General features: G+C 56.9%; 26 protein-coding genes and 1 pseudogene. 9 read left to right on the top strand and 18 right to left on the bottom strand.

From position 1 onward, the window contains the following. Positions 1 to 25: 25 nt before the first annotated feature. From pgpA to nrdR, 6 genes are all read right to left on the bottom strand, one after another. Positions 26 to 529, bottom strand: a complete 504-nt coding sequence (gene pgpA, locus GQR96_RS05355; RefSeq protein ID WP_004177266.1) for a phosphatidylglycerophosphatase A — start codon at positions 527 to 529, stop codon at positions 26 to 28. Beyond that, complete coding sequence (gene thiL, locus GQR96_RS05350) at positions 522 to 1,493, bottom strand: thiamine-phosphate kinase (RefSeq protein ID WP_023319837.1); 972 nt, start codon at positions 1,491 to 1,493, stop codon at positions 522 to 524. Before thiL ends, pgpA begins: the two co-directional genes overlap by 8 nt. Positions 1,494 to 1,564: 71 nt before the next feature. Continuing rightward, entirely contained in the window at positions 1,565 to 1,984 is a 420-nt protein-coding gene (gene nusB, locus GQR96_RS05345) for a transcription antitermination factor NusB (RefSeq protein WP_004204833.1), read from the bottom strand. 19 nt (positions 1,985 to 2,003) lie between these two features. Then, positions 2,004 to 2,474: a 6,7-dimethyl-8-ribityllumazine synthase gene (gene ribE / locus GQR96_RS05340; protein WP_001021161.1), complete on the bottom strand. Its 471-nt coding sequence runs from the start codon at positions 2,472 to 2,474 to the stop codon at positions 2,004 to 2,006. Positions 2,475 to 2,561: 87 nt separating this feature from the next. Then, the gene (gene ribD / locus GQR96_RS05335) at positions 2,562 to 3,665 is read right to left on the bottom strand and encodes a bifunctional diaminohydroxyphosphoribosylaminopyrimidine deaminase/5-amino-6-(5-phosphoribosylamino)uracil reductase RibD (RefSeq protein ID WP_004204834.1); all 1,104 of its coding nucleotides are present in this window, start codon (positions 3,663 to 3,665) and stop codon (positions 2,562 to 2,564) included. Between the two features lie 3 nt (positions 3,666 to 3,668). Beyond that, positions 3,669 to 4,118, bottom strand: coding sequence for a transcriptional regulator NrdR (gene nrdR, locus GQR96_RS05330; protein WP_002890417.1), 450 nt, complete (start codon positions 4,116 to 4,118; stop codon positions 3,669 to 3,671). Between the two features lie 147 nt (positions 4,119 to 4,265). Between nrdR and GQR96_RS05325 the strand changes: the two genes are divergently transcribed. Together GQR96_RS05325 and GQR96_RS05320 are read left to right on the top strand one after the other, a co-directional pair. Next, positions 4,266 to 4,805: a SadB/YajI family lipoprotein gene (locus GQR96_RS05325; protein ID WP_004204835.1), complete on the top strand. Its 540-nt coding sequence runs from the start codon at positions 4,266 to 4,268 to the stop codon at positions 4,803 to 4,805. 300 nt (positions 4,806 to 5,105) lie between these two features. Continuing rightward, on the top strand, positions 5,106 to 5,990 hold the full coding sequence (locus GQR96_RS05320; RefSeq protein WP_004204836.1) for a nucleoside-specific channel-forming protein Tsx: 885 nt from the start codon (positions 5,106 to 5,108) through the stop codon (positions 5,988 to 5,990). Positions 5,991 to 6,032: 42 nt separating this feature from the next. Here the strand turns inward: GQR96_RS05320 and GQR96_RS05315 are convergent, their stop codons facing one another. From GQR96_RS05315 to GQR96_RS05280, 8 genes and pseudogenes are all read right to left on the bottom strand, one after another. Then, a complete protein-coding gene (locus GQR96_RS05315; RefSeq protein WP_048294246.1) occupies positions 6,033 to 6,728 on the bottom strand; it encodes a helix-turn-helix transcriptional regulator in 696 nt (231 codons plus the stop codon). 24 nt (positions 6,729 to 6,752) lie between these two features. Next, positions 6,753 to 7,118: a VOC family protein gene (locus tag GQR96_RS05310; RefSeq protein ID WP_004204838.1), complete on the bottom strand. Its 366-nt coding sequence runs from the start codon at positions 7,116 to 7,118 to the stop codon at positions 6,753 to 6,755. 137 nt (positions 7,119 to 7,255) lie between these two features. Continuing rightward, the gene (gene secF, locus GQR96_RS05305) at positions 7,256 to 8,227 is read right to left on the bottom strand and encodes a protein translocase subunit SecF (RefSeq protein ID WP_004204839.1); all 972 of its coding nucleotides are present in this window, start codon (positions 8,225 to 8,227) and stop codon (positions 7,256 to 7,258) included. A gap of 10 nt (positions 8,228 to 8,237) precedes the next feature. Beyond that, positions 8,238 to 10,085 (bottom strand): protein translocase subunit SecD, encoded by a 1,848-nt coding sequence (gene secD, locus GQR96_RS05300; RefSeq protein ID WP_004204840.1) that lies wholly within the window; start codon positions 10,083 to 10,085, stop codon positions 8,238 to 8,240. 26 nt (positions 10,086 to 10,111) lie between these two features. Further along, positions 10,112 to 10,444, bottom strand: a complete 333-nt coding sequence (gene yajC, locus GQR96_RS05295; protein WP_002890398.1) for a preprotein translocase subunit YajC — start codon at positions 10,442 to 10,444, stop codon at positions 10,112 to 10,114. Positions 10,445 to 10,466: 22 nt separating this feature from the next. Then, on the bottom strand, positions 10,467 to 11,594 hold the full coding sequence (tgt, locus tag GQR96_RS05290; RefSeq protein ID WP_002890395.1) for a tRNA guanosine(34) transglycosylase Tgt: 1,128 nt from the start codon (positions 11,592 to 11,594) through the stop codon (positions 10,467 to 10,469). Positions 11,595 to 11,704: 110 nt separating this feature from the next. Next, positions 11,705 to 12,769, bottom strand: a complete 1,065-nt coding sequence (gene queA, locus GQR96_RS05285; protein WP_004204841.1) for a tRNA preQ1(34) S-adenosylmethionine ribosyltransferase-isomerase QueA — start codon at positions 12,767 to 12,769, stop codon at positions 11,705 to 11,707. Positions 12,770 to 12,833: 64 nt separating this feature from the next. After that, a pseudogene (locus GQR96_RS05280) lies at positions 12,834 to 12,949 on the bottom strand (hypothetical protein). Between the two features lie 88 nt (positions 12,950 to 13,037). Here GQR96_RS05280 and acpH point away from each other — a divergent pair. Both acpH and GQR96_RS05270 read left to right on the top strand, forming a co-directional pair. Further along, entirely contained in the window at positions 13,038 to 13,619 is a 582-nt protein-coding gene (acpH, locus tag GQR96_RS05275; RefSeq protein WP_004204843.1) for an ACP phosphodiesterase, read from the top strand. 127 nt (positions 13,620 to 13,746) lie between these two features. Further along, positions 13,747 to 14,349 carry a peroxiredoxin gene (locus tag GQR96_RS05270; RefSeq protein ID WP_004178733.1) on the top strand — a complete coding sequence of 201 codons (603 nt, stop codon included), beginning with the start codon at positions 13,747 to 13,749 and terminating at the stop codon, positions 14,347 to 14,349. Between the two features lie 144 nt (positions 14,350 to 14,493). On the opposite strand, the gene GQR96_RS05265 is transcribed toward GQR96_RS05270, so the two are convergent. Further along, positions 14,494 to 14,640, bottom strand: coding sequence for a hypothetical protein (locus GQR96_RS05265; RefSeq protein WP_048326257.1), 147 nt, complete (start codon positions 14,638 to 14,640; stop codon positions 14,494 to 14,496). A 55-nt stretch (positions 14,641 to 14,695) separates the two neighbouring features. On the opposite strand from GQR96_RS05265, the gene GQR96_RS05260 reads away from it, so the two are divergent. The 5 genes from GQR96_RS05260 to fba all read left to right on the top strand — a co-directional run bounded on the left by GQR96_RS05260 (position 14,696) and on the right by fba (position 18,762). Then, positions 14,696 to 15,139 carry a PTS sugar transporter subunit IIA gene (locus tag GQR96_RS05260; protein WP_004204845.1) on the top strand — a complete coding sequence of 148 codons (444 nt, stop codon included), beginning with the start codon at positions 14,696 to 14,698 and terminating at the stop codon, positions 15,137 to 15,139. Between the two features lie 5 nt (positions 15,140 to 15,144). Continuing rightward, positions 15,145 to 15,432: a PTS sugar transporter subunit IIB gene (locus GQR96_RS05255; protein WP_017898931.1), complete on the top strand. Its 288-nt coding sequence runs from the start codon at positions 15,145 to 15,147 to the stop codon at positions 15,430 to 15,432. A gap of 20 nt (positions 15,433 to 15,452) precedes the next feature. Further along, a complete protein-coding gene (locus GQR96_RS05250; RefSeq protein WP_004204848.1) occupies positions 15,453 to 16,844 on the top strand; it encodes a PTS ascorbate transporter subunit IIC in 1,392 nt (463 codons plus the stop codon). 65 nt (positions 16,845 to 16,909) lie between these two features. Then, positions 16,910 to 17,872, top strand: coding sequence for a carbohydrate kinase family protein (locus GQR96_RS05245; protein ID WP_004204849.1), 963 nt, complete (start codon positions 16,910 to 16,912; stop codon positions 17,870 to 17,872). Between the two features lie 35 nt (positions 17,873 to 17,907). Beyond that, positions 17,908 to 18,762, top strand: a complete 855-nt coding sequence (gene fba, locus GQR96_RS05240; RefSeq protein WP_072140532.1) for a class II fructose-1,6-bisphosphate aldolase — start codon at positions 17,908 to 17,910, stop codon at positions 18,760 to 18,762. Between the two features lie 57 nt (positions 18,763 to 18,819). On the opposite strand, the gene GQR96_RS05235 is transcribed toward fba, so the two are convergent. The 3 genes from GQR96_RS05235 to GQR96_RS05225 form a co-directional block, all read right to left on the bottom strand. Next, entirely contained in the window at positions 18,820 to 20,688 is a 1,869-nt protein-coding gene (locus GQR96_RS05235; RefSeq protein WP_017898933.1) for an amidohydrolase, read from the bottom strand. A 24-nt stretch (positions 20,689 to 20,712) separates the two neighbouring features. Next, positions 20,713 to 21,258: an antibiotic biosynthesis monooxygenase gene (locus GQR96_RS05230; protein ID WP_004204853.1), complete on the bottom strand. Its 546-nt coding sequence runs from the start codon at positions 21,256 to 21,258 to the stop codon at positions 20,713 to 20,715. A 183-nt stretch (positions 21,259 to 21,441) separates the two neighbouring features. Next, entirely contained in the window at positions 21,442 to 22,083 is a 642-nt protein-coding gene (locus GQR96_RS05225) for a hydrolase (RefSeq protein WP_002890357.1), read from the bottom strand. Between the last annotated feature and the right edge of the window lie 224 nt (positions 22,084 to 22,307).

Here is a 22,307-nt window from a genome sequence, read left to right as displayed (position 1 = left end):
GCATGGCGCTGCCGGGGAGAAGCGGTCAAAGCAGACCGATGGGCCAATGATGGCCAATAACATACAGCACGCCGGCGGAGATCACGCCGGCGACGATATCGTCCACCATGATCCCCATTCCGCCGTGAATATTGCGGTCAAACCAGCGAATCGGCCACGGTTTCCACATATCGAAGATACGGAAAATGACGAAGCCGGCGGCCACCCACTGCCAGTCCAGGGTCGGCAGCGCCATCAGGGTGATCCACATCCCGACGAACTCGTCCCAGACGATGCTGCCGTGGTCATGGGTGCCCATATCTTTGGCCGTGCGATGGCACAGATAGACCCCGATACAGATGCTCATCATCACCACCAGCGAGTAGAGCTGCCAGGGGAGAAAAGTCATCAGATACCAGAACGGGATCGCCGCCAGCGACCCCATCGTGCCCGGCACCACCGGGCTTAAGCCGCTGCCAAAGCCGGTCGCCAGCAGATGCCATGGATTACGCATACTCAGGCGGCTAAGCGCCTCGTCTCGACTACGCAAAGTGATCGTATCCCTTTAAATCAAGCGTGACCGGCTTACCGTCGCGGATAAACTGCAGACCTTCGCTCTCCGGCGCAATCTGTCCGATACAGGTAAAACGCGCGCCAAGATGGCCAAGGGCCACGTCCAGCGCCCCACGGTTCAGTTCCGGTACGGTAAAGCACAGCTCGTAGTCTTCGCCACCGGCGAGCGCCCAGCGTAGCGCCTGCTCAGAATCAACCTGGCTTAGCATCGCGTCAGAGTACGGCATGGCATCAAGATCGATGCGCGCGCCACAGCCGCTGGCTTTGAGAATATGACCCAGATCGGAGATCAGGCCGTCGGAGAGATCGATCGCCGACGTCGCCAGGTCGCGCAGCGCCTGGCCCTGCAGCACGCGGGGCATCGGACGCAGGTGACGGGCCAGCAAATAGTCGGCGTCAGTCGGCGTATCCACCGTCAGCCGGTTCTGCAACAGCGCCAGGCCGGCGGCGCTGTCCCCCGGGGTACCGGTGACATAGATCCAGTCTCCCGGCTTCGCACCTGAACGTTTCATGGCGCGCCCAGGCGGCACAAAGCCGTGGATACCCAGGGTCATGGCGAGCGGGCCACGGGTGGTGTCGCCGCCAATCAGCTGCATATCGTAGTAGTCAAGCTGGACAAACAGGCTGTCGCTGAAGGCTTCCAGCCAGGCTTCATCCACCTCCGGCAAGGTCAGCGCCAGGGTGAGCCACGCCGGCTCCGCGCCCATCGCTGCGAGGTCGCTCAGGTTCACCGCCAGGGCTTTATAGGCGAGGTCGGCCGGGTCGATATCGGGTAAGAAGTGATTGCCCGCCACCAGAGTGTCGGTGCTGATTGCCAGCGTTTTTTTCTCGGGAATATTCAGGAGAGCGCAGTCGTCGCCGATACCGGTCTCGACATCAAGACGAGCGCTTTTAACGCGATCAAAATAACGGGCAATCAGGGAGAATTCGCCACATGCCATACGTTATGCCTCAGCAAAATAATAAATAAGGCCGGGTTGCGAGACGACCCTCGCAAAACCCGGCCTGCAGTTTACTTCTTGTGGGGACGAATTACCGGAGCCGCTTTGTCCAGCACACCGTTGACGAACTTGTGGCTATCTTCAGCGCCGAAGGTTTTCGCCAGTTCGATAGCTTCATTGATGGCCACTTTATACGGTACGTCATCGCGTTTGGACAGCTCAAACAGCGCGATACGCAGCACCGCTTTTTCCACCTGACCCAGCTCTTCCAGCTGACGGGACAGGTAGGGCTTCATCAGGCCGTCGAGGTACGCGCTGTTAGTCGCCACTCCGGACAGCAGTTCGCGGAAATACAGAACATCAACATCTTTTACGTCCTGTTCCGCCAGGAACTGGTATTCGACATCAGCGATGTCGTTCTGGGACAACTGCCAGGAGTAGAGCGCCTGAACGGCACACTCACGGGCGCGGCGACGAGCAGCAGGTTTCACGGAATTCCCCTTACAAAAATCAGGCCTTGATGGCTTTCAATACGTTAATCATTTCCAGCGCGGTCAGCGCAGCTTCTGCGCCTTTGTTACCGGCTTTGGTGCCAGCGCGCTCAATGGCTTGTTCAATACTTTCAGTGGTCAGAACACCAAAGGCTACCGGGATTTCGCTGTCCTGAGCGACGTGCGCCAGGCCATTGCTGGCACCGCCTGCCACATATTCAAAGTGGGCGGTACCGCCGCGAATCACCGTACCCAGCGCGATCACCGCGTCATATTTACCGGTTTTCGCCAGTGCGCCAGCCGCCAGCGGCAGCTCATACGCGCCTGGAACCCAAACAACGGTGATGTTTTCATCTTTTACCTGACCAATGCGTTTCAGGGCGTCAATCGCACCTTCCAGCAGGCTGTCATTGATAAAGTTGTTGAAACGCGCAATGGTGATGGCGACGCGGGCGTCCGGGGTAGCAACGTTAGCTTCAATAATGTTCATACTCTTCCTTCGGGTTCATGTGCCCCGCAAGGGGGGCGGATTTTATCATATTATTCTGAGCGCTGCTTCCTAATAATCAGCAAAGCCTCACGCAGTGGTTAAATGCAGGCAGACATCCGGGCCAACCTGACGTATCTCATTGAATTTAAAATGGGGCGCCTGGCTCAGTTCTTCAAGCCCCGGCAGCGCGCATAATCCACGCGCCGCATTGCCTAACAGTTTAGGCGCAATATAGACGATAAGCTCGTCGACCAGCCCCGCCTGCAGCAGCGCCCCGGCAAGCGTGGCCCCCGCCTCCACCCAGACGCTGTTGATCTGCTGTTTGCCAAGCAGCATCATCAGCAGCACCAGATCGAGATGGCCGTTATGTTCCGGAACCAGCAGCGTGCGCACGCTGTCCGGCCACTGGCGCTCATCGGCGCCCAGGCGGGCAAACAGCGTTTCCCCCGCCTGCTGCACAATACGATGCTCAGGCGTGACGCGGTTCTGACTGTCGATCACGACGCGCAGCGGCTGGCGCAAATTCTCTTGGGGATACAGCGCCTGGGTATCGGCGCTCAGCTCCTGCCAGCGCACGGTCAGCGCCGGATCGTCCGCCAGCACGGTGGCGCTGCTGGTCAGGATGGCATGGCTCTGTGCGCGCAGACGCTGCACGTCGCGTCTCGCCTGCGGGGAGGTGATCCACTGGCTTTCGCCGCTGGCCATCGCCGTGCGGCCGTCCAGCGAAGCACCCAGCTTGAGCTGCACCCAGGGAAAACCGGTGCGCATCCGCTTCAGGAAGCCCTTATTCAGCGCTTCCGCCTCGTTCATCATCAGCCCGTGGCTGACTTCAATACCGGCCTGCTGCAGACGGTACAGGCCGCGCCCCGCCACCTGCGGGTTCGGATCCTGCATCGCGGCGACCACGCGGCTGATGCCGGCGGCAATCAGCGCATCGCAGCACGGCGGCGTACGGCCGTGGTGGCTGCAGGGCTCAAGGGTGACATAGGCGGTGGCGCCTCGCGCCTGTTCCCCCGCCATCCGCAGGGCGTGCACTTCGGCGTGCGGCTCGCCGGCGCGATAGTGGAACCCTTCGCCGACGATCTCGCCGTCTTTTACAATGACACAGCCAACGTTAGGGTTAGGATGGGTGGTAAAGCGACCGCGGGCGGCGAGCTTAAGCGCACGCGCCATGTACATTTCGTCCTGCATGGCTTAGTCCTGTAAGCGGGCGATCTCTTCGCCGAATTCTTTGATATCTTCGAAGCTGCGATAGACCGACGCGAAGCGAATATAGGCGACTTTATCCAGTTTTTTCAGCTGTTCCATCACCAGATTGCCGATCATTTTGCTGGCCACTTCGCGCTCGCCGGTGCCGCGCAGATGGGTTTTGATATGGTTGACCGCCATTTCGACGTCATCGGCGCTGACCGGACGTTTCTCCAGCGCTTTCAGCATCCCACTGCGCAGCTTGTCTTCGTTGAAGGGTTCACGCACATCGTTACTCTTCACCACCCGGGGCATCACCAGCTCCGCCACTTCGAAGGTGGTAAAGCGCTCATTACAGACCAGACACTGCCGACGGCGACGCACGGAAGAGCCTTCCCCCACCAGACGAGAGTCAATCACTTTGGTATCCACGGCGAAACAGAAAGGGCAATGCATAGCGCGTCCTGACAGGTAGTTAAACTGAAGGGTAGTTTACCGCGAAGTGACCTGACTACAAAGAAAGAGCTTTTGAGACAAAGGATCTATGGGAGAGACAGGCGGTTTGGCTACCATTAAGCATCCTCTGCAAACGGAATCCTGACCATGACAAGACGTTACCTGAAACTCGCCATCGCGGGCAGCCTGTTTACCCTGACCGCCTGCGCCCAGCAAAGCGAAATCCGCCAGATGCACCAGAGCGTGAGCACCCTGAGCCAGGAGATGACCCAGCTCAATCAGCAAACGATCAAAATTACCCAGCAAAACGCGCTGAACGCGAAATCTACCCGCGGCGTCTATTTGCTGCCGGAGGCGAAAACCCCGGCGCGGCTGGAGAGCCAGATCGGCACCCTGCGCATGTCGGTGGCGAGCATTACGCCGGATGGCGACGGGTCACGCCTGACGTTACGTATTCAGGGCGAATCCAACGATCCGCTGCCGGCCTTTACCGCCACCGTCGCCTCCGGACAGATCACCGGCACTACCCACAGCTACCAGGAAGTGAATGTTCAGGATCAGTTGATCAGCGCCCCGGCCAGCATCCTCGCCCCCAGCGATGTCAACATCCCGCTGCGCCTGAACGTAACGCCGGACAAAGTCGGTTTTATTCGCGTCCACGATATCCAGCCCGCCGCCGCACAGTAAGCCTTTGCGCCGGGCTTTCCCCTGCCCGGCGACATCCTGCCCCGTCATTCTTCTCCACTTACAACTTTTCACAAGAGTTCATTAGAAATCGTTCTGCATCGCGATTTTCAGTAGCATTTTGTCAAGAAATGCATAGAATCGTGAACGCAATCGATTACGCATGTTCTGGTTATGTGAAACAACACGTATTTTTGTGAGCAATGATTCCTATAATAGACCCCCACAGAAAGACGAAATATTTAGAAACGCTTCGGCACTTCTTTTAACGCCTTCAGGCTCAATTTAAACAGTGGCATTACTATGAAAAAAACATTACTGGCAGCGGGTGCGGTTGTGGCGCTCTCCACTTCTTTTACCGCGGGCGCGGCAGAAAACGACAAACCGCAGTATCTGTCTGACTGGTGGCACCAGAGTGTTAACGTGGTAGGGAGCTACCACACCCGTTTCGGACCGCAGATCCGTAACGATACCTATCTGGAATACGAAGCGTTCGCCAAAAAAGACTGGTTTGATTTTTACGGCTATATCGATGCTCCGGTGTTCTTCGGCGGCAATAGCACGGCAAAAGGTATCTGGAACAACGGTTCTCCGCTGTTTATGGAGATCGAACCGCGCTTCTCTATCGACAAGCTGACCAACACCGATCTGAGCTTCGGGCCGTTCAAAGAGTGGTATTTCGCGAACAACTATATCTACGATATGGGCCGCAATGATTCCCAGGAGCAGAGCACCTGGTATATGGGTCTGGGTACCGATATCGACACCGGCCTGCCGATGAGCCTGTCGCTGAACGTCTACGCCAAATACCAATGGCAGAACTACGGCGCGTCCAATGAGAACGAGTGGGACGGCTACCGCTTCAAAGTGAAATACTTTGTGCCGCTGACCGACCTGTGGGGCGGTTCGCTGAGCTACATCGGCTTCACCAACTTCGACTGGGGTTCTGACCTCGGCGATGACAACTTCTACGATCTGAACGGGAAGCACGCGCGCACCAGCAACTCCATCGCCTCCAGCCACATCCTGGCGCTGAACTACGCGCACTGGCACTACTCGGTAGTGGCCCGTTACTTCCATAACGGCGGCCAGTGGGCTGACGATGCCAAGCTGAACTTCGGCGATGGCGATTTCAGCGTCCGCTCAACCGGCTGGGGTGGTTACTTCGTGGTTGGTTACAACTTCTAATTGCTGAAACGGCAAGACAGCGCCCGGGCCATCCGGGCGTTTTTATTTCTCCCACACGTCGCACCGGACCTTGCGCAGAAAATCGCTTAACGAGCGGTCGGCGCACTCGCTGAATCGACGCTCGGTCGCCCTGACCGCCAGACAGCGGTCGAGGCGAAAGTTGCGATAATCATTGCGCAGCTCACACCAGGCTACCAGCAGCCAGCGCTCCCCCCAGAAAAACAGCCCCAGCGGCAGCACGTCGCGCTCGGTCACCCGACCGGACTCATCCTGATAGCGCAACGCCAGCACCTGCTGGCCGGAGACCGCCTGATGAATGATGTCAAAGAAGGTTTTGGCATAGCGATGGGCGCCGAGATCGGGGGCAAACAGGCGGGTCTGCTCCGCCTGGCGTCGGCGCGCCTCCGGCAGGATCGCCAGCATCTTCTCCTGTGCGGATTCCAGCGATTGCGACAGCGCCTCGCCGCCCCAGGTTTTCAGCAGCCGGATCGCGGCGATCAGCGCTTCGGATTCTTTGGTGGTCAGCATTAGCGGCGGCAGATCGTAGCCCGCCAGCAGCCGGTAGCCGCTACCCGCCTCCCCCTCCACCGGCACGCCGGAGAGGGAGAGATCGCGAATATCGCGATACACGGTGCGCTCCGACACGCCCAGCCGCTCCGCCAGCAGCGAGGCGGTGGTGAGCCGCCTGCCGCGCAGGATCTGCACAATCTGAAATAAACGGTCGGCGCGTCGGGTCATGTTTCACTTCACAAAAAGTTCAGGTTAAGCCGGTTGGTGCAGGCCGACGCGGTTGCCCTCGCTGTCAGTAAACAGCGCGATGGTGCCAATATTATTCGGCAGCGTCAGCGGCCCGAAAACACACGCCCCACCCGCCGAGGCGACGCGGTCGAGTGTGGCGGCAAGATGGTCTGTATGCAGGTAAATAATAGCGCCCTGCGCTGAAGGCGCGATACCCTCAAATTTGGCCAGCGCGCCGCCGGGAGCCGGGTCCTGATGCGGGAACACCGCCAGCTCGGCGCAGTCCATGGTTTCGCGACGCAGCGTCACCTGCATCACCGGCTCATAAAACGCGACGGCGCGATCCATATCGGCGACCGGAATTTCAAACCAGTTAATCACGTTATTCATACTTCCTCCTGCTCGTTATTGAGTTCAAAAGGAGTGTATGGGAGGGCTCCTGACAGCATACTGTCAGCAGGTTTTGTCGCGGGCAAAAAAAATCCCGGCCGCCTGGGCCGGGATTGCTTTATTTCAACTGAACCGTATTACGGCAGAATTGACGGCTGGTCCGCCCCTTCTTTTTCCACCTTCTGCTGCAGCAGATGCTCGCGCTTCATGCCCAGCTTCAACGCCAGCGCGGAGGCGACGTAGATAGAAGAAGCCGTACCGATGGAAACACCGATCAGCATGGTCAGCGAGAAGCCTTCCAGAATCGGGCCGCCGAACAGGAACAGCATCAGGATCACCATCAGGGTGGTCCCGGAGGTGATCAAGGTACGGTGCAGCGTCTGGGTCAACGACACGTTGAAGATCTCGTACGGCGTACCGCGGCGGATCTTACGGAAGTTTTCACGGATACGGTCCGATACCACGATACTGTCGTTCAGCGAGTAGCCGATAACCGACATCAACGAGGCCACAATGGTCAGGTCGATTTCGATATGGAACAGCGACAGCACGCCCATGGTGATCACCACGTCGTGCGCCAGGGCGATAACCACCCCCGCCGCCAGACGCCATTCGAAGCGGAAGCCGACGTAGATCAGGATACAGACCAGCGCGGCAATCAGCGCCAGGGCGCCAGTTTGCGCAAGGTCCGCGCCGACGCTCGGGCCGACAAACTCAATGCGCTTCACCGCTGCGTTCTGGCTGGTCGATTCGTTAATCACCGTCACGACCTTACTGCCCAGCTCCTGGCTGCCGTTGGCGTCATGCACCGGCGGCATACGTACCATGATGTCGCGGCTGCTGCCAAAGTTCTGCACCTGCGGCTCTTCAAAGCCCGCTTTTTGCAGGGAATCGCGCATCTGGTCGAGATCGACCGGCTTCTCAAGGGTAATTTCGATCACCGTACCGCCGGTGAAATCGAGACCCCAGTTAAAGCCGCGGACGCCGATGATGGCGATCGACACAATCAGCAGAAAACCTGAAATGCCGAAGGCCCAGTAGTCCCAGCGCATAAAGTCCCAGACTTTACGGCCGTGGTTCAATTGTTCAACAGTATATTCCTGTGCCACAACGCACTCCTCAGATAGACAGCTTTTTAACGCGCTTGCCGCCGTACAGCAGGTTCACGATGGCACGGGTGCCGACGATAGCGGTAAACATTGAGGTCGCGATACCGATACCGGTGGTAATCGCAAACCCTTTAATGGCACCGGTACCGACCGCGTACAGGATGATCACTTTGATAAGCGTCGTCACGTTGGCGTCGAAGATCGAGCTGAACGCGCCGCGATAACCTTCGTCAATCGCCTGCTGAACGGTACGCCCGTTGCTCAGCTCTTCTTTGATGCGCTCGTTGATCAGAACGTTAGCATCGACCGCCACCGCAAGGGTTAACACGATACCCGCGATGCCCGGCATGGTCAGCGTCGCCCCCGGGATCAGGGACATAATGCCGACAATCAGCACCAGGTTGGCAATCAGCGCCGAGGTCGCAATCAGACCGAACTTCTTATAGAAGAGGATCATGAACAGGATGGAGACCACCAGGCCGGCCAGACAGGCTTCCAGACCCTGCTTGATGTTCTGCATACCAAGGGTTGGGCCGATAGTCCGCTCTTCGACGATCTGAATCGGCGCAATCAACGCGCCGGCACGCAGCAGCAGCGACAGCTGGCGCGCTTCGTTCGGGTTGCTGATACCGGTAATACGGAAGCTGTTACCCAGACGCGACTGGATGTTGGCGATGTTAATCACCTCTTCCTCTTTCGCCAGGATAGCCCGACCGTTGGCGTCTTTCTTACCGCTGTCTTTATACTCCACGAACAGGGTCGCCATCGGCTTGCCGATATTGTCCTTGGTGAAGTTGGACATGATGTTACCGCCCGCGCTGTCCAGCGAGATGTTGACCTGCGGCTGGTTGTACTCATCCATGCTGGAGGTCGAGTCGGTGATATGGTCACCGGTCAGGATCACCCGCTTGTACAGCACCACCGGCTGGCCTTCACGCGTCTGCTTCACTTCCGAGTCGCCCGGTACGCGGCCAGAGGCGGCGGCGGACTGGTCAACGTTGGTATTGACCAGACGGAACTCGAGGGTCGCGGTCGCGCCAAGGATCTCCTTCGCCCGCGCGGTATCCTGGATACCCGGCAGCTCAACGACGATGCGGTCAGCGCCCTGACGCTGAACCAGCGGTTCGGCGACGCCTAGCTGGTTCACACGGTTACGCAGAATGTTAATGTTCTGCTGAACCGCGTACTCACGGGCTTCTTTCAGGCGCTCATCGGTCATCACCGCTTTCAGGCTGTTGTCACCCTGAGAGGAGATCACCAGATCGCGATGGCGAGGGCTGAGATAAGAGATAGCCTGGTCGCGCGCCGCGCTGTCGCGGAAGACGATGCTCAGACCGTAGTTGTCTTCCTTGCGCACGGTCGCGTAAGGAATGCCTTTGTCGCGCAGCTCGCTGCGCAGGCTGTCGATGTTCTGTTCCTGCAGTTTGCCTAACGCGGTGTCCATGTCGACTTCCATCAGGAAGTGCACGCCGCCGCGCAGATCAAGACCCAGCTTCATCGGTTCGGCATAGAGTGCCGCCAGCCAGCGTGGGGTTGCCGGAGCAAGGTTTAGCGCCACGACGTATTTGTCACCCAGCACGGTAAGCAGCGCTTCACGCGCGCGCAGCTGGGTATCAGTGGTGTCGAAGCGCGCAAGAATAGCGCCCTCTTCCAGTGCCACAGACTTCGCGGTAATTTTTTCTTCTTGTAAAGTTTTCTGGACCTGGATCAGCGTTTGCTCACTGGCGGCGACGCCGCGCGCGCCAGTGATTTGAACAGCCGGATCCTCACCATACAGGTTGGGAAGCGCATAGATCAGGCCGACGACAATGACGACGACCAGCATGACATACTTCCACAAAGGATAACGGTTTAACACGGCAGTTCCCTTTGGGAAAAGTTAGATTACAGCGCCTTCATGGTGCCTTTCGGCAGAACGGCAGCAACGAAGTCACGTTTGATAACCACTTCAGTGGTATCGTTCAGCGCGATAGCAATGTAGCCAGTTTCCGCTACTTTGGTCACGCGACCGACCAGACCGCCGTTGGTCAGCACTTCATCACCTTTGGCGATGGAGTTCATCAGGTTCTTATGTTCCTTGGTGCGCTTCTGCTGTGGACGCAGGATCATGAAGTAAAAAATCAGACCGAACACCACCAGCATCAGAATCAGAGACATCGGGCTGCCCTGCGCCGGTGCACCCGTTGCCGCTACCGCATCAGAAATAAAAAAGCTCATTGAAATTCCCTCATTATTAAAATTAATCAACGTTCAAAGGAGGCACGGTGCGCCCCTGACGTTGGTAAAAATCGGTCACGAAGCTCTCTAATTTACCCTCTTCGATAGCCTTGCGTAAACCAGCCATTAAACGCTGATAGTAGCGCAGGTTATGAATGGTATTGAGACGCGCGCCCAATATTTCGTTGCAACGGTCAAGGTGATGCAAGTAAGCGCGTGAATAATTGCGACATGTATAGCAATCACACTCGGCGTCCAGCGGCGCGGTATCGCTTTTGTGCTTCGCGTTGCGGATTTTCACCACGCCGTCGGTGACGAACAGGTGGCCGTTACGCGCGTTGCGCGTCGGCATGACGCAGTCGAACATATCGATACCGCGACGTACCCCTTCCACCAGATCTTCCGGCTTCCCGACGCCCATCAGGTATCGTGGTTTATCGGCCGGGATCTGCGGGCAGACGTGCTCCAGAATACGGTGCATGTCTTCCTTCGGCTCGCCGACCGCCAAACCGCCGACAGCGTAGCCATCAAAGCCAATCTCTACCAGACCTTTCACCGAGATATCACGTAAATCTTCGTAAACGCTGCCCTGAATGATGCCGAACAGCGCATTTTTATTGCCAAGGCTATCGAAACGGTCACGGCTGCGCTTCGCCCAGCGCAGAGACATCTCCATTGAGCGCTTGGCGTAATCCCAGTCCGCCGGATACGGCGTACATTCGTCGAAGATCATTACGATATCAGAGCCGAGATCGTACTGAATCTCCATGGATTTTTCCGGATCGAGGAAAATCGGATCGCCGTTGATCGGGTTGCGGAAATGCACGCCCTGCTCGGTGATCTTACGGATATCGCCAAGGCTGAACACCTGGAAGCCGCCGGAGTCGGTCAGGATCGGTCCTTTCCACTGCATAAAATCGTGCAGATCGCCGTGCAGCTTCATGATCTCCTGACCCGGGCGCAGCCACAGGTGGAAGGTGTTGCCGAGAATAATCTGCGCGCCGGTGGCTTCCACCTCTTCCGGCGTCATCCCTTTGACGGTGCCGTAGGTGCCAACGGGCATAAAGGCAGGTGTTTCCACCACGCCGCGCTCAAACACCAGGCGACCGCGGCGGGCGCGACCGTCGGTGGTATCCAGTTCAAATTTCATGCTTGCTCCTGCGTCAGAAAAACAGTCCGACGTTTTCATACTCGCCACGGAATGATTCCGTGGCTAAAAAAATGCGTCATGGCGTCCAAAAAGCCGGCGGGCCGGCCTCTTCAGGGACGCTCAGAAATAGCCTGCGGATTGTACGTGATAAACATCGCATCCCCGTAGCTAAAAAAGCGATATTTCTGCTCCACCGCTACCTTATAGGCGTTCATGGTGTGCTGATAACCCGCAAACGCCGACACCAACATAATCAGTGTGGATTCAGGGAGATGGAAGTTGGTTACCAGCGCATCGATCACCTGGTACTGATAACCCGGGTAGATGAAAATCTGCGTATCGTCGAAGAACGGCGCAATCAGGGCGTCTTTCGCCGCCTGCGCCGCGCTCTCCAGCGAGCGTACCGAGGTGGTGCCCACCGCGATCACGCGATTGCCGCGCGCCTTCGCCGCCAGCACCGCATCGACTACCTCCTGCGGCACTTCCGCATATTCAGAGTGCATGGTGTGCTCTTCAATGCTGTCGACGCGCACCGGCTGGAAGGTACCCGCGCCCACGTGCAGGGTGACAAACGCCATCTCAACGCCTTTGGCGCGCAGTTTATCCAGCAGCGGTTCGTCGAAGTGCAGACCAGCGGTCGGGGCGGCTACCGCACCCGGCCTGGTGCCGTAGACGGTTTGATAGAGCTCGCGGTCAGCGTCTTCATCCGGGCGGTCAATGTAGGGCGGCAGCGGCATATGGCCAATCCCGTTAAGGATCTCCAGCACCGGGCGCTCGTCGTTAAATTCCACTTCAAACAGCGCGCCGTGACGCGCCAGCATGGTGGCCTGAATGCTCTCGTCGTCGCCCAGCAGCAGCTCGGCGCCCGGCTTCGGCGCTTTCGAGGCGCGAATATGGGCGAGGATGCGCTTATCATCCAGCATCCGCTCCACCAGCACTTCGATCTTGCCGCCGCTGGCCTTACGACCGAACAGACGCGCCGGGATCACCCGGGTGTTGTTAAACACCAGCAGATCGCCGGGATTGAGCTTATCGAGGATGTCGGTGAAGGTGCCATGCGTCAGCGCGCCCGTCGGCCCGTCCAGGGAAAGTAAGCGGCAGCTGCTGCGCTCAGGCATCGGATAGTGGGCGATCAGAGATTCGGGTAGTTCAAAAGCAAAATCGGTAACGCGCATGACGGTAACTCAGACTGAATAAAGAGGCGGGTAGTCTAGTGCCGGGGCGTTCTGCCTGCAACCTTTACCCCTCCGGACGAATGACATAATCTATATTCCAAATCATTCCGAATGCCGCCATGCGGCAGCCGAATGCATCACCGGTGGCAGAGGGCCGCGCGCGGCCAGACAGCACGCCATTCGGGCACCGGGGCTGCCGTTCAGGGCGACGCGCAGCGCTACACCGCTCACTCTGCTCGCCATAAAGTATTTAAAGGATGTCGTCGCTATGAATTTTCTCGCCCACCTGCACCTGGCCCATCTCGCCGACAGTTCGCTGCCCGGCAATCTGATGGCCGACTTTGTGCGCGGCAACCCGCAGGGCGACTATCCGGCGGCGATCGTCGATGGCATCTATATGCATCGGCGAATTGACGTGCTGACTGACAACCTGGCGGAAGTCAAAGAGGCGCGGGAGTGGTTTCGCCCGCAGACCCGCCGCGTCGCCCCCATCACCCTCGACGTCATGTGGGATCATTTCCTGTCGCAGCACTGGGCGCAACTCTCCCCAGACCTGCCGCTGGACGAGTTCGTGCGCTACGCCGAGCGGCAGATCGTGCCGATCCTGCCCGACTCGCCGCCCCGCTTCGTCAATCTCAATCAATACCTCTGGTCGGAGCGCTGGCTGGAGCGCTACCAGGAGATGGATTTTATTCAGCGCGTGCTCAATGGCATGGCCAGCCGCCGCCCGCGTCTCGAGGCGCTGCGCGACTCCTGGCAGGATCTGGATACTCACTACGACCGGCTGGAGGGGCAGTTCTGGCGCTTTTATCCGCAGATGATGCGTCAGGCGAAAAACAAACAGCTGTAATCGCTGCGACATTGATAGGTAAAAGCTGGCTGAACGATTGTCAGCGCCTCTTTGTGTTATTGGCGGACAGGCTCTATACTTGCCCGCGTTGCGTTCCAAATAACCTTAGTAATTACAGGAGAATCAAATGGTTCTGGTCACTCGTCAAGCGCCGGATTTTACTGCAGCCGCTGTGCTGGGTAATGGTGAGATCGTTGAGAAATTCAATTTCAAACAGCACACCAACGGTAAACCTACCGTTCTGTTCTTCTGGCCGATGGACTTCACCTTCGTTTGCCCGTCTGAGCTGATCGCGTTCGACAAACGTTACGAAGAATTCCAGAAACGCGGCGTGGAAGTGGTTGGCGTTTCCTTCGACTCCGAGTTCGTGCACAACGCATGGCGTAATACCCCGGTAGACCAGGGCGGTATCGGCCCGGTTAAATACGCGATGGTTGCCGACATCAAACGTGAAATCCAGAAAGCTTACGGTATCGAGCATCCGGACGAAGGCGTAGCGCTGCGCGGCTCCTTCCTGATCGACGCCAACGGCGTGGTTCGCCACCAGGTGGTTAACGACCTGCCGCTGGGCCGTAACATCGACGAAATGCTGCGCATGGTTGACGCGCTGCAGTTCCACGAAGAGCACGGCGAAGTCTGCCCGGCGCAGTGGGAAAAAGGAAAAGAAGGTATGGCTGCCTCTCCGGAAGGCGTGGCAAAATACCTGACCGAAAACGTCTCCAGCCTGTAATCGACACACGTTTTTATAAAAGGCCCGCTCAAGCGGGCCTTTTTTGTTAGCGGCGTCAAAATTTAAGAAAATGACCCGCTGATATTTGTGACCAGCAATACACTTTTGCTGAAAAATTTCGCTCTGCCTCTCATTTTTTCTCTGTCAAATTTCAGCGTTAAATCTCAACCATTTCATAACACACTGAAAAACAAATAAATTATTTATATGATTTTCAGCCAGCACTTTGCCGTCGATGTGATCGCCATCAATATTTAAAACCGCGGATGTGATCCCATCCATCATTTTTATCAATGTATTTGGTCATGATTTTACTCAGGAACAGGAATACGTTCAGGAGAAGAGAATGGATATTATTTTTGACCCGACGTTAATCGCCCTGAAGCAGAATATTTCCCATGCGGAGGAGGCCATCGAACTGGCGGGTTCATTACTCGCCAGGCGCCAGATTTGCAGCGCCGAATATGTCAACGAGATGCTGACAGTATACGAGGATTTTGGCGCCGCCATCGTGATAGATGACGGGATTGCCATGCCGCACGCCCGCCCGGAAAAAGGGGCATTGCAGACCGGATTTTCGCTTGTCACCACCGCCACGCCAGTGACCTTCGGCCACGATGAGTTCGATCCGGTTACCGTCGTCATCGCGATCGCCGGCGCCGATGCTGACAGTCATATCAAAATGATCCAACTGATTGCCTCGCTGATCGAGTCAGATATCGTGACTTTTCTTCAGCAGGAAAATGACGTGAATTCAGTCTTACATTTCATCCAAAAACAAATGGAGTAGTCATTATGTTAGTTATCAGAACGGTTTGTGGTAACGGTATTGGCAGTTCATTGATGGCTGCGAATAATGTGAAGAAGATCTGTGAAGAATTAGGTATCAAAGCGGACGTCGCTTCGGTCGATTTTGCTAACGCCGTCGGGGAAAAAGCCGACCTTTACGTCACGATCAAAGAACTGGCAAATCAATTTCCGGCCCACTGTCATGTCGCCATTATTCGCAGCTACGTCCATAAAGCAAAAATCGCCGAGGATATTACCGACGCGCTGATGAAAATTGCTGCGACTCACTCTTAATCAGCATAGAGGGAACGACCATGCAGGCTATTCTTAGTTTCTTAACGGAAATATTCAGTCAACCCGCTTTTTTAATGGGGCTTATCGCCTTCGTTGGCTTAGTGGCGCTGCGCTCCCCCGGCAACAAACTCCTTACCGGTACATTAAAGCCGATTTTAGGCTATTTGATGCTGAGCGCTGGCGCAGGCGTTATCGTTGCCAATCTCAACCCGCTGGGCGGTATTATCGAAGCTGGATTTAATATCCGCGGCGTTATTCCTAATAATGAAGCCATTGTCTCCGTCGCCCAGAAAATGCTGGGCGTGGAAACCATGAGTATTTTGCTGTTGGGCTTTATTTTCAACCTGATCATAGCCCGCTGCACCAAATATAAATATATCTTTCTCACCGGCCATCATTCGTTCTTTCTCGCCTGCCTGTTCTCCGCCGTCCTGCAGGCGGCGGAGTTCCAGGGCTGGATGTTGATCCTGATCGGCGGATTCCTGTTGGGCTCATGGTCGGCCATTTCCCCGGCCATTGGCCAGCGTTACACCAGGCAGGTAACCGAAGACGGCGGGATCGCCATGGGCCATTTCGGCTCCCTGGGCTACTACCTCTCGGCGTGGATCGCCAGCCGGACCGGCAATCCGGCAAACTCCTTCGCCGATACCGAAATCTCAGAGAAATGGGGATTTCTGCGCGATACCACCGTCACCACCGGTATCGTGATGTTTGTTATCTACTTCATCTGCAGCGCTGTCGCCGGGTCGGCGTACCTGAGCACCATCACCGACCAGAATATGCTGATCTTCTCCGTGCTGACCGGTCTGCAGTTCGCCGTTGGCGTAGCCATTGTCTACAACGGCGTGCGGTTGATCCTCGGCGATCTGGTGCCGGCATTCCAGGGCATCAGCCAGAAACTGATCCCGGACTCCATCCCGGCCGTTGACTGCGCGGTGTTCTTCACCTTTAGCCCCACCGCGGTGGTGGTGGGATTCATCAGCTCCTTTGTGGGCGGTCTGGTCGGGATGCTCATGCTCGGCGGACTGGGCATGGCGCTGATTATTCCCGGCATGGTGCCGCACTTCTTCTGCGGCGGCACCTCCGGGGTCTTTGCCGACAAGCTGGGCGGTAAGCGCGGGTGTATCATCGCCGCCTTTATCGGCGGGATCTTCCTCGCCTTCCTGCCGGCGATGCTGCTGCCGGCGCTCGGCAACCTCGGGTTTGAAAACAGCACCTTCGCCGATTTCGACTTCGCAGTGTGGGGCATCATTATCGGTAACGCGTTCACCCAGTTTGGCCAGGTCACTATCTACCTGATTTGTCTGGCGCTGCTCGTCGCGCTGCTGGTGCCTTTCTGCTTCCGTCAGGTACGGGTAGTGGGCAACACGCTCAGCTATGAGGAGCTTACTGCCAAGCAGAAAAATGAATAAGCGAGGTCATTTTTCCCTGCGGGAAGGTCACGCTTCCCGCCGCTGACAAATAATCAGGAGTGGTTATGGCTATTTTGTCCATTGGATTTGCCTGTTTCGATCAGTTTTTCTTTCTCAATGAATGGCCCCAGGAGAATACCAAAAACTTTTGTCATGATTTTATAGAAAGCGGCGGCGGCCCGGCGGCCAATGCGGCATGGCTGCTGGGATTATGGGGTGAGGAGGTCTATTACATCGGCCATCTGCATCAGGACCTTTACGGTCAGCGCATTATCGATGAGTTTGCCGAAGCGGGGGTGGATACCAGCCAGGTGGTTTTCTCCGATGACATGATCACCCCGCTGGCCTCGGTGCTGGTCAATCGCTTAACGGGTTCGCGGACGATTATTACCCGCAAGATGCAGACACCGCCTTCCCTGACCTACGATCAAAAGCTCAAACTGGACGACCTCGCCGAACGACTGATTGCCGCCGAGGAGCCGGTCACCATTTTAATTGACGGCCATGAGCCGGAAATCAGTGAATATTTAATTAAGAAACTGCCGAACGCCAGAGTGGTGATGGACGGCGGGTCACTGCGCGCCAGCAATATAAAACTCGCAGCCTGGACCGACTATTTTGTAGTGAGCGAACATTTTGCCCGCGATTATATGAGCTATCGCTCGCTGAGCACCGAAGCAGAAATTAAAGCGGCGCTGATTGAGCTGAATAAAATTTGCCGCGGTGAAGCATTTATTACCCTTGGCGAAAAAGGCTGCGCTTTTTTAAAAAGCGGTATGCTGCAGATCGTTCCTTCCTGGCTGTGCAATGCCGTTGATACCACCGGAGCCGGAGATGTATTTCACGGTGCCTTCACCTATGGCGTCCACTACTCATGGCACATAGATAATATTATTTTATTTGCCAGCCTGACCGCCGCCATTTCTATTGAGAAAAAAGGGGTACGGGAATCTATGCCGGACCTGGCGGTCGTCCACCACTCGTTAAATAACTACGAGAGAAACTTAAAGCAATATTTTGAAGAATAACTGCATTTAATAAATATCAAGAGGTGAATATGTTAGTGTCGATGAAGGACATGCTTCAGCATGCCCTGCGGGACGGCTACGCCGTCGGTCAGTTCAACATTAATAATCTGGAATGGGTCGGCGCCGTATTAAGCACCGCCCAGCAGTGCCGCTCACCGGTTATTTTGGGCGTGTCCGGCGGCACGGTTAAGCATATGCTCGGGTTAAAATGTATTCATGACATCGTAGTTAACGCCATGGAGTATTTGCATATTGATGTTCCGGTGGCGCTGCATCTGGATCATGGCACCTCCCGGGAGGCCTGCGAAGCGGCGATCGCCGCCGGCTTCAGTTCCATTATGTTTGATGGCTCGCATCTGCCGTTCAGGGAAAACCTGGCCATTACTCACCATCTGGTGACGCTGGCGCACAGCAAAGGTATCTCCGTGGAGGCCGAACTGGGGACTATCGCCGGCAGTGAAGACGGCATTGTCAATTCCGAAGTCATCTACGCCGATCCGCAGGAGTGCTACACTCTGGTGACAGAAACCCAGGTGGATTGCCTCGCCGCCGCGCTGGGCTCCACCCATGGCCTGTATAAAGGCAAAGCCCGACTGGGATTTACCGAGATGAAAGCCATTGCCGAGCGGGTGAAGGTTCCGCTGGTGCTGCATGGCGGCACCGGTATTGCCGATGAGGATATGCGCCGGGCGATTGCCTGCGGCACCGCCAAGATTAACGTTAATACCGAAAATATGTACGCCTGGTGCCAGCAGGTGAAGGCGATCTTTGCTGCCGATACCGGGCACGATGTGAACGATCCGCGGAAAGTGATCGCCCAGGGACTGCAGCCAGTACGCGAAATGATTGCCCGCCGCATGGCGCTTTTTGGCTCACAGCAGCGCTATTGATGCGTGAAAGGTGGCTGAGACCTCCGCCCTTAGCAACCGGGGCGGAGGCGTCAGGCATCAGAAGGCAAAGCAGGAGCAACCCAGCACGCCCCAGAAGGCCTGCTCGTCGGAGACCGGGATCGACGATTTTCGCGCGATATCATGCTGATGGCCGTGGACACCGCAGCTACCGCAGCACTGGTGCATCTGGACTATGGCGCCAATTTTGGCCGCCGCTGGCGGAGCGGAACGGTAATGGCCCGGGACCTTCACCACCGGCGACCACTCCGGCAGCACCGGGATCGGCGGCGGCGCCAGCGGCGAGAAGTGACCGGCGGCGTACACCACTTTGCCATCAACCACCGTCAGCACCGACTCAATGCCTTTGATCTCCTCTTCCGCGACGCTGAAATAGTCCTTCGACAGCACCACCAGATCGGCAAGCTGACCGGCGGCCAGACGGCCCTTTTTACCCTGCTCGCTGGAGAACCAGGCGCTGCCCGCCGTCCACAGCTCCAGCGCGACATCGCGCGGCAGGCGGTTGTTGTCGTCATACATCGCCATCCCGCCAACGGTGCGCCCGGAGACCAGCCAGTACAGCGCGGTCCACGGATTATAGCTGGCGACGCGGGTGGCATCGGTCCCTAACCCTACCGGTACGTCCAGCTCCAGCATTTTCGCTACCGGCGGCGTATGTTTCACCGCCTCTTTGCCGTAGCGATCGACAAAATATTCGCCCTGGAAGGCCATCCGGTGCTGCACCGCAATGCCGCCCCCCAGCGCCTTCACCCGCTCAATGTTGCGCTCGGTAATGGTCTCGGCATGATCGAAGAACCAGTGCAGGCCATTAAACGGAATGTCACGGTTCACCTTCTCAAACACGTCCAGCATCCGGCTGATGGACTCGTCGTAGGTGGCATGCAGGCGGAACGGCCAGCGATGTTCCACCAGATGGCGCACCACCCGCTCCAGCTCATCTTCCATGCCTTGCGGCAAATCCGGCCGCGGCTGCAGGAAATCTTCAAAATCCGCCGCCGAAAACACCAACATCTCGCCGGCGCCGTTGGCGCGATAGAAATCGGTTCCCTGCCCCGGCTTCAGCATATCGGTCCAGCGCTCGAAGTCCTCCAGCTCCTGCTTCGGTCGCTGGGTAAACAGGTTGTAGGCGATGCGCACGGTCATCTGATCTTTTGCGTGCAGCTGCTCGATAATTTCGTAATCTTCCGGGTAGTTCTGGAAACCGCCCCCGGCGTCGATGGCGCTGGTCAGCCCCAGTCGGTTCAGCTCGCGCATAAACTGACGGGTGGAGTTCACCTGCAGATCCAGCGGCAGCTTCGGCCCTTTGGCCAGGGTGGCGTAGAGGATCATGGCGTTTGGTTTGGCAATCAGCATCCCGGTCGGGTTGCCGTGGCTATCGCGGACGATCTCTCCGCCCACCGGATCCGGCGTCTCTTTGCTATACCCCACGGCTTTCAGCGCCGCGCGGTTCAGCAGTGCGCGATCGTAGAGATGTAGCACAAACACTGGCGTATCGGGCGCCGCGTCGTTTAGCTCTTCCAGGGTCGGCATCCGTCGTTCGGCGAACTGGAATTCGCTCCAGCCGCCGACCACCCGCACCCACTGCGGCGACGGTGTGCGATCCGCCTGATCCTTAAGCATTCGCAGGGCATCGGCCAGCGAGGGCACGCCCTCCCAGCGGAGCTCAAGGTTGTAGTTCAACCCTCCGCGGATCAGATGCAGGTGAGAATCGTTGAGGCCCGGGATCACCGTATGCCCTTTGAGATCGACGATCTGCGTTCCCTCGGCGGCAAAGCTCATGATCCGATCGTGGCTTCCGGTGGCAACAATTTTTCCGTCGGCGATGGCCACGGCTTCCGCCAGCGGATTCGCACGATCGAGGGTATGAATCTGGCCGTGGGTCAGAATCAGTGTGGCAGTTTGCGACATAACACACTCCTTGGGGAGGCTGACTCAGTTTTTCTTCAACCAGCCAGCAAACAGGCGGGTCACGATGGGCATCCAGAACCAGACCACCAGCGCAACCACGCAGGCATCATTGATCAGGTGCAGCAGCAGGCTCCCCTTAAGCGACGGCAACAGCATGCCGGTCACCGTCGGCACCAGGTTGGTGCTGGGGAAAATCACCAGCAGGGTGATCAGAAACTGTTTCCAGCGCCGCGGCTGGCGCACATTCGCCACCGGCGGGGTAAACCAGAAGGCCGGTTCGGTCCGCACCTCCGTCCGATCGCCCTCCGTCAGCAGCGGGGCAATTTCCGCCACCAGCTGACGACGGGTTTCCGACTGCGTCCAGGCATAGAGATGCTCCAGGGTGTCGAAGCGGATAATCACGCTCCACAGATTCTGCCCTGCGGCGGGCCGGATCACATTCGCCCCGAGATGGCCGGGAAACTCAGCCGCGATGGGCATGATTTTGCCGAGCCACTCTTCGTAGCGCTGGCCGTGTTGCGGATCGAGCAGATGGCTGATGACAAGGGTCACCGATTTTTGCTGCGCCATAAAGATTCCTTGCTTCAGGGGAATGGCAGGATGATTCTCGCCATTAGCCATAGATGACCATACACAACGTCATTCATGCTGCGTCGAGGCGGCAAGCCGGCACGTCCCGGGAGCTGACATCAGTCAGTGACCGGGGCGGGCAAACCCAGCTAACAAAGAGGCAGCCTGAAGGGTGAAGTGTATTTAAGCTTTACGCTCTGGCGCGCCATGCACCATGGTATAAGCGTAATCCACGCCCATCCCGTAGGCGCCGCTGTGTTCGCGCACCAGGTCCATCACCGCATCGTAAGTCGCTTTGCGCGACCAGTCGCGCTGGTACTCCAGCAGCACCTGCTGCCAGGTCACCGGCACCGCGCCCGCCTGCACCATCCGGTCAATGGAGCGCTCATGGGCGTCGACAGAGGTACCGCCGGAGGTATCGGTGACCACATACACTTCGTAGCCCGCCTCCAGGGCCATCAGCGCCGGAAACGTCAGGCAAACTTCGGTCCACAGAGCGGAGATCACCAGCTTTTTACGGCCGGTCGCTTTCACCGCCGCAACGAAGGCATCGTCTTCCCAGGAGTTCATTGAAGTACGCTCAATCGGCTTGACGTCAGGATGCACGGCCAATAATTCCGGCCAAATATAACCGCTGAAGCTTTTGGTCTCTACGGAAGTGTAAATCACCGGTACATTAAAAATTTTGCCGGCTTTAGCCAGCGCCACGGTGTTATTTTTGAGGGTCTGGCGATCGATATTCGCCACGCCGAATGACATCTGTGGCTGATGATCAATAAAGATAAGGGCGGAATTAGTGGGATCGAGCAGTTCACGAATAGACATTAAATACCTTCTTAATCAATTAGTTAAAAAGATGACATGATGGTTAATGCGTCGTGTAGATCCTGACTGATAAAGCATGGTGAGTATAGCCAGTTATTTCTAACAAGTTATTAAAGTTTTTTTGTGGTTTATATTTTATCAGCGGTTAGTATTTACTCATGCCAGCGTTCATCAAAATTTTACGGCAAACTGTTCTGATTTATTCACTGGCATTGATTATTGCG

It is taken from the genome of Klebsiella sp. PCX (assembly GCF_021869705.1).
Taxonomy (GTDB): domain Bacteria; phylum Pseudomonadota; class Gammaproteobacteria; order Enterobacterales; family Enterobacteriaceae; genus Klebsiella; species Klebsiella quasipneumoniae.
The sequence above is the reverse complement of the archived record's forward strand: the minus strand, read 5'-3'. Positions and strand labels throughout refer to the sequence as shown.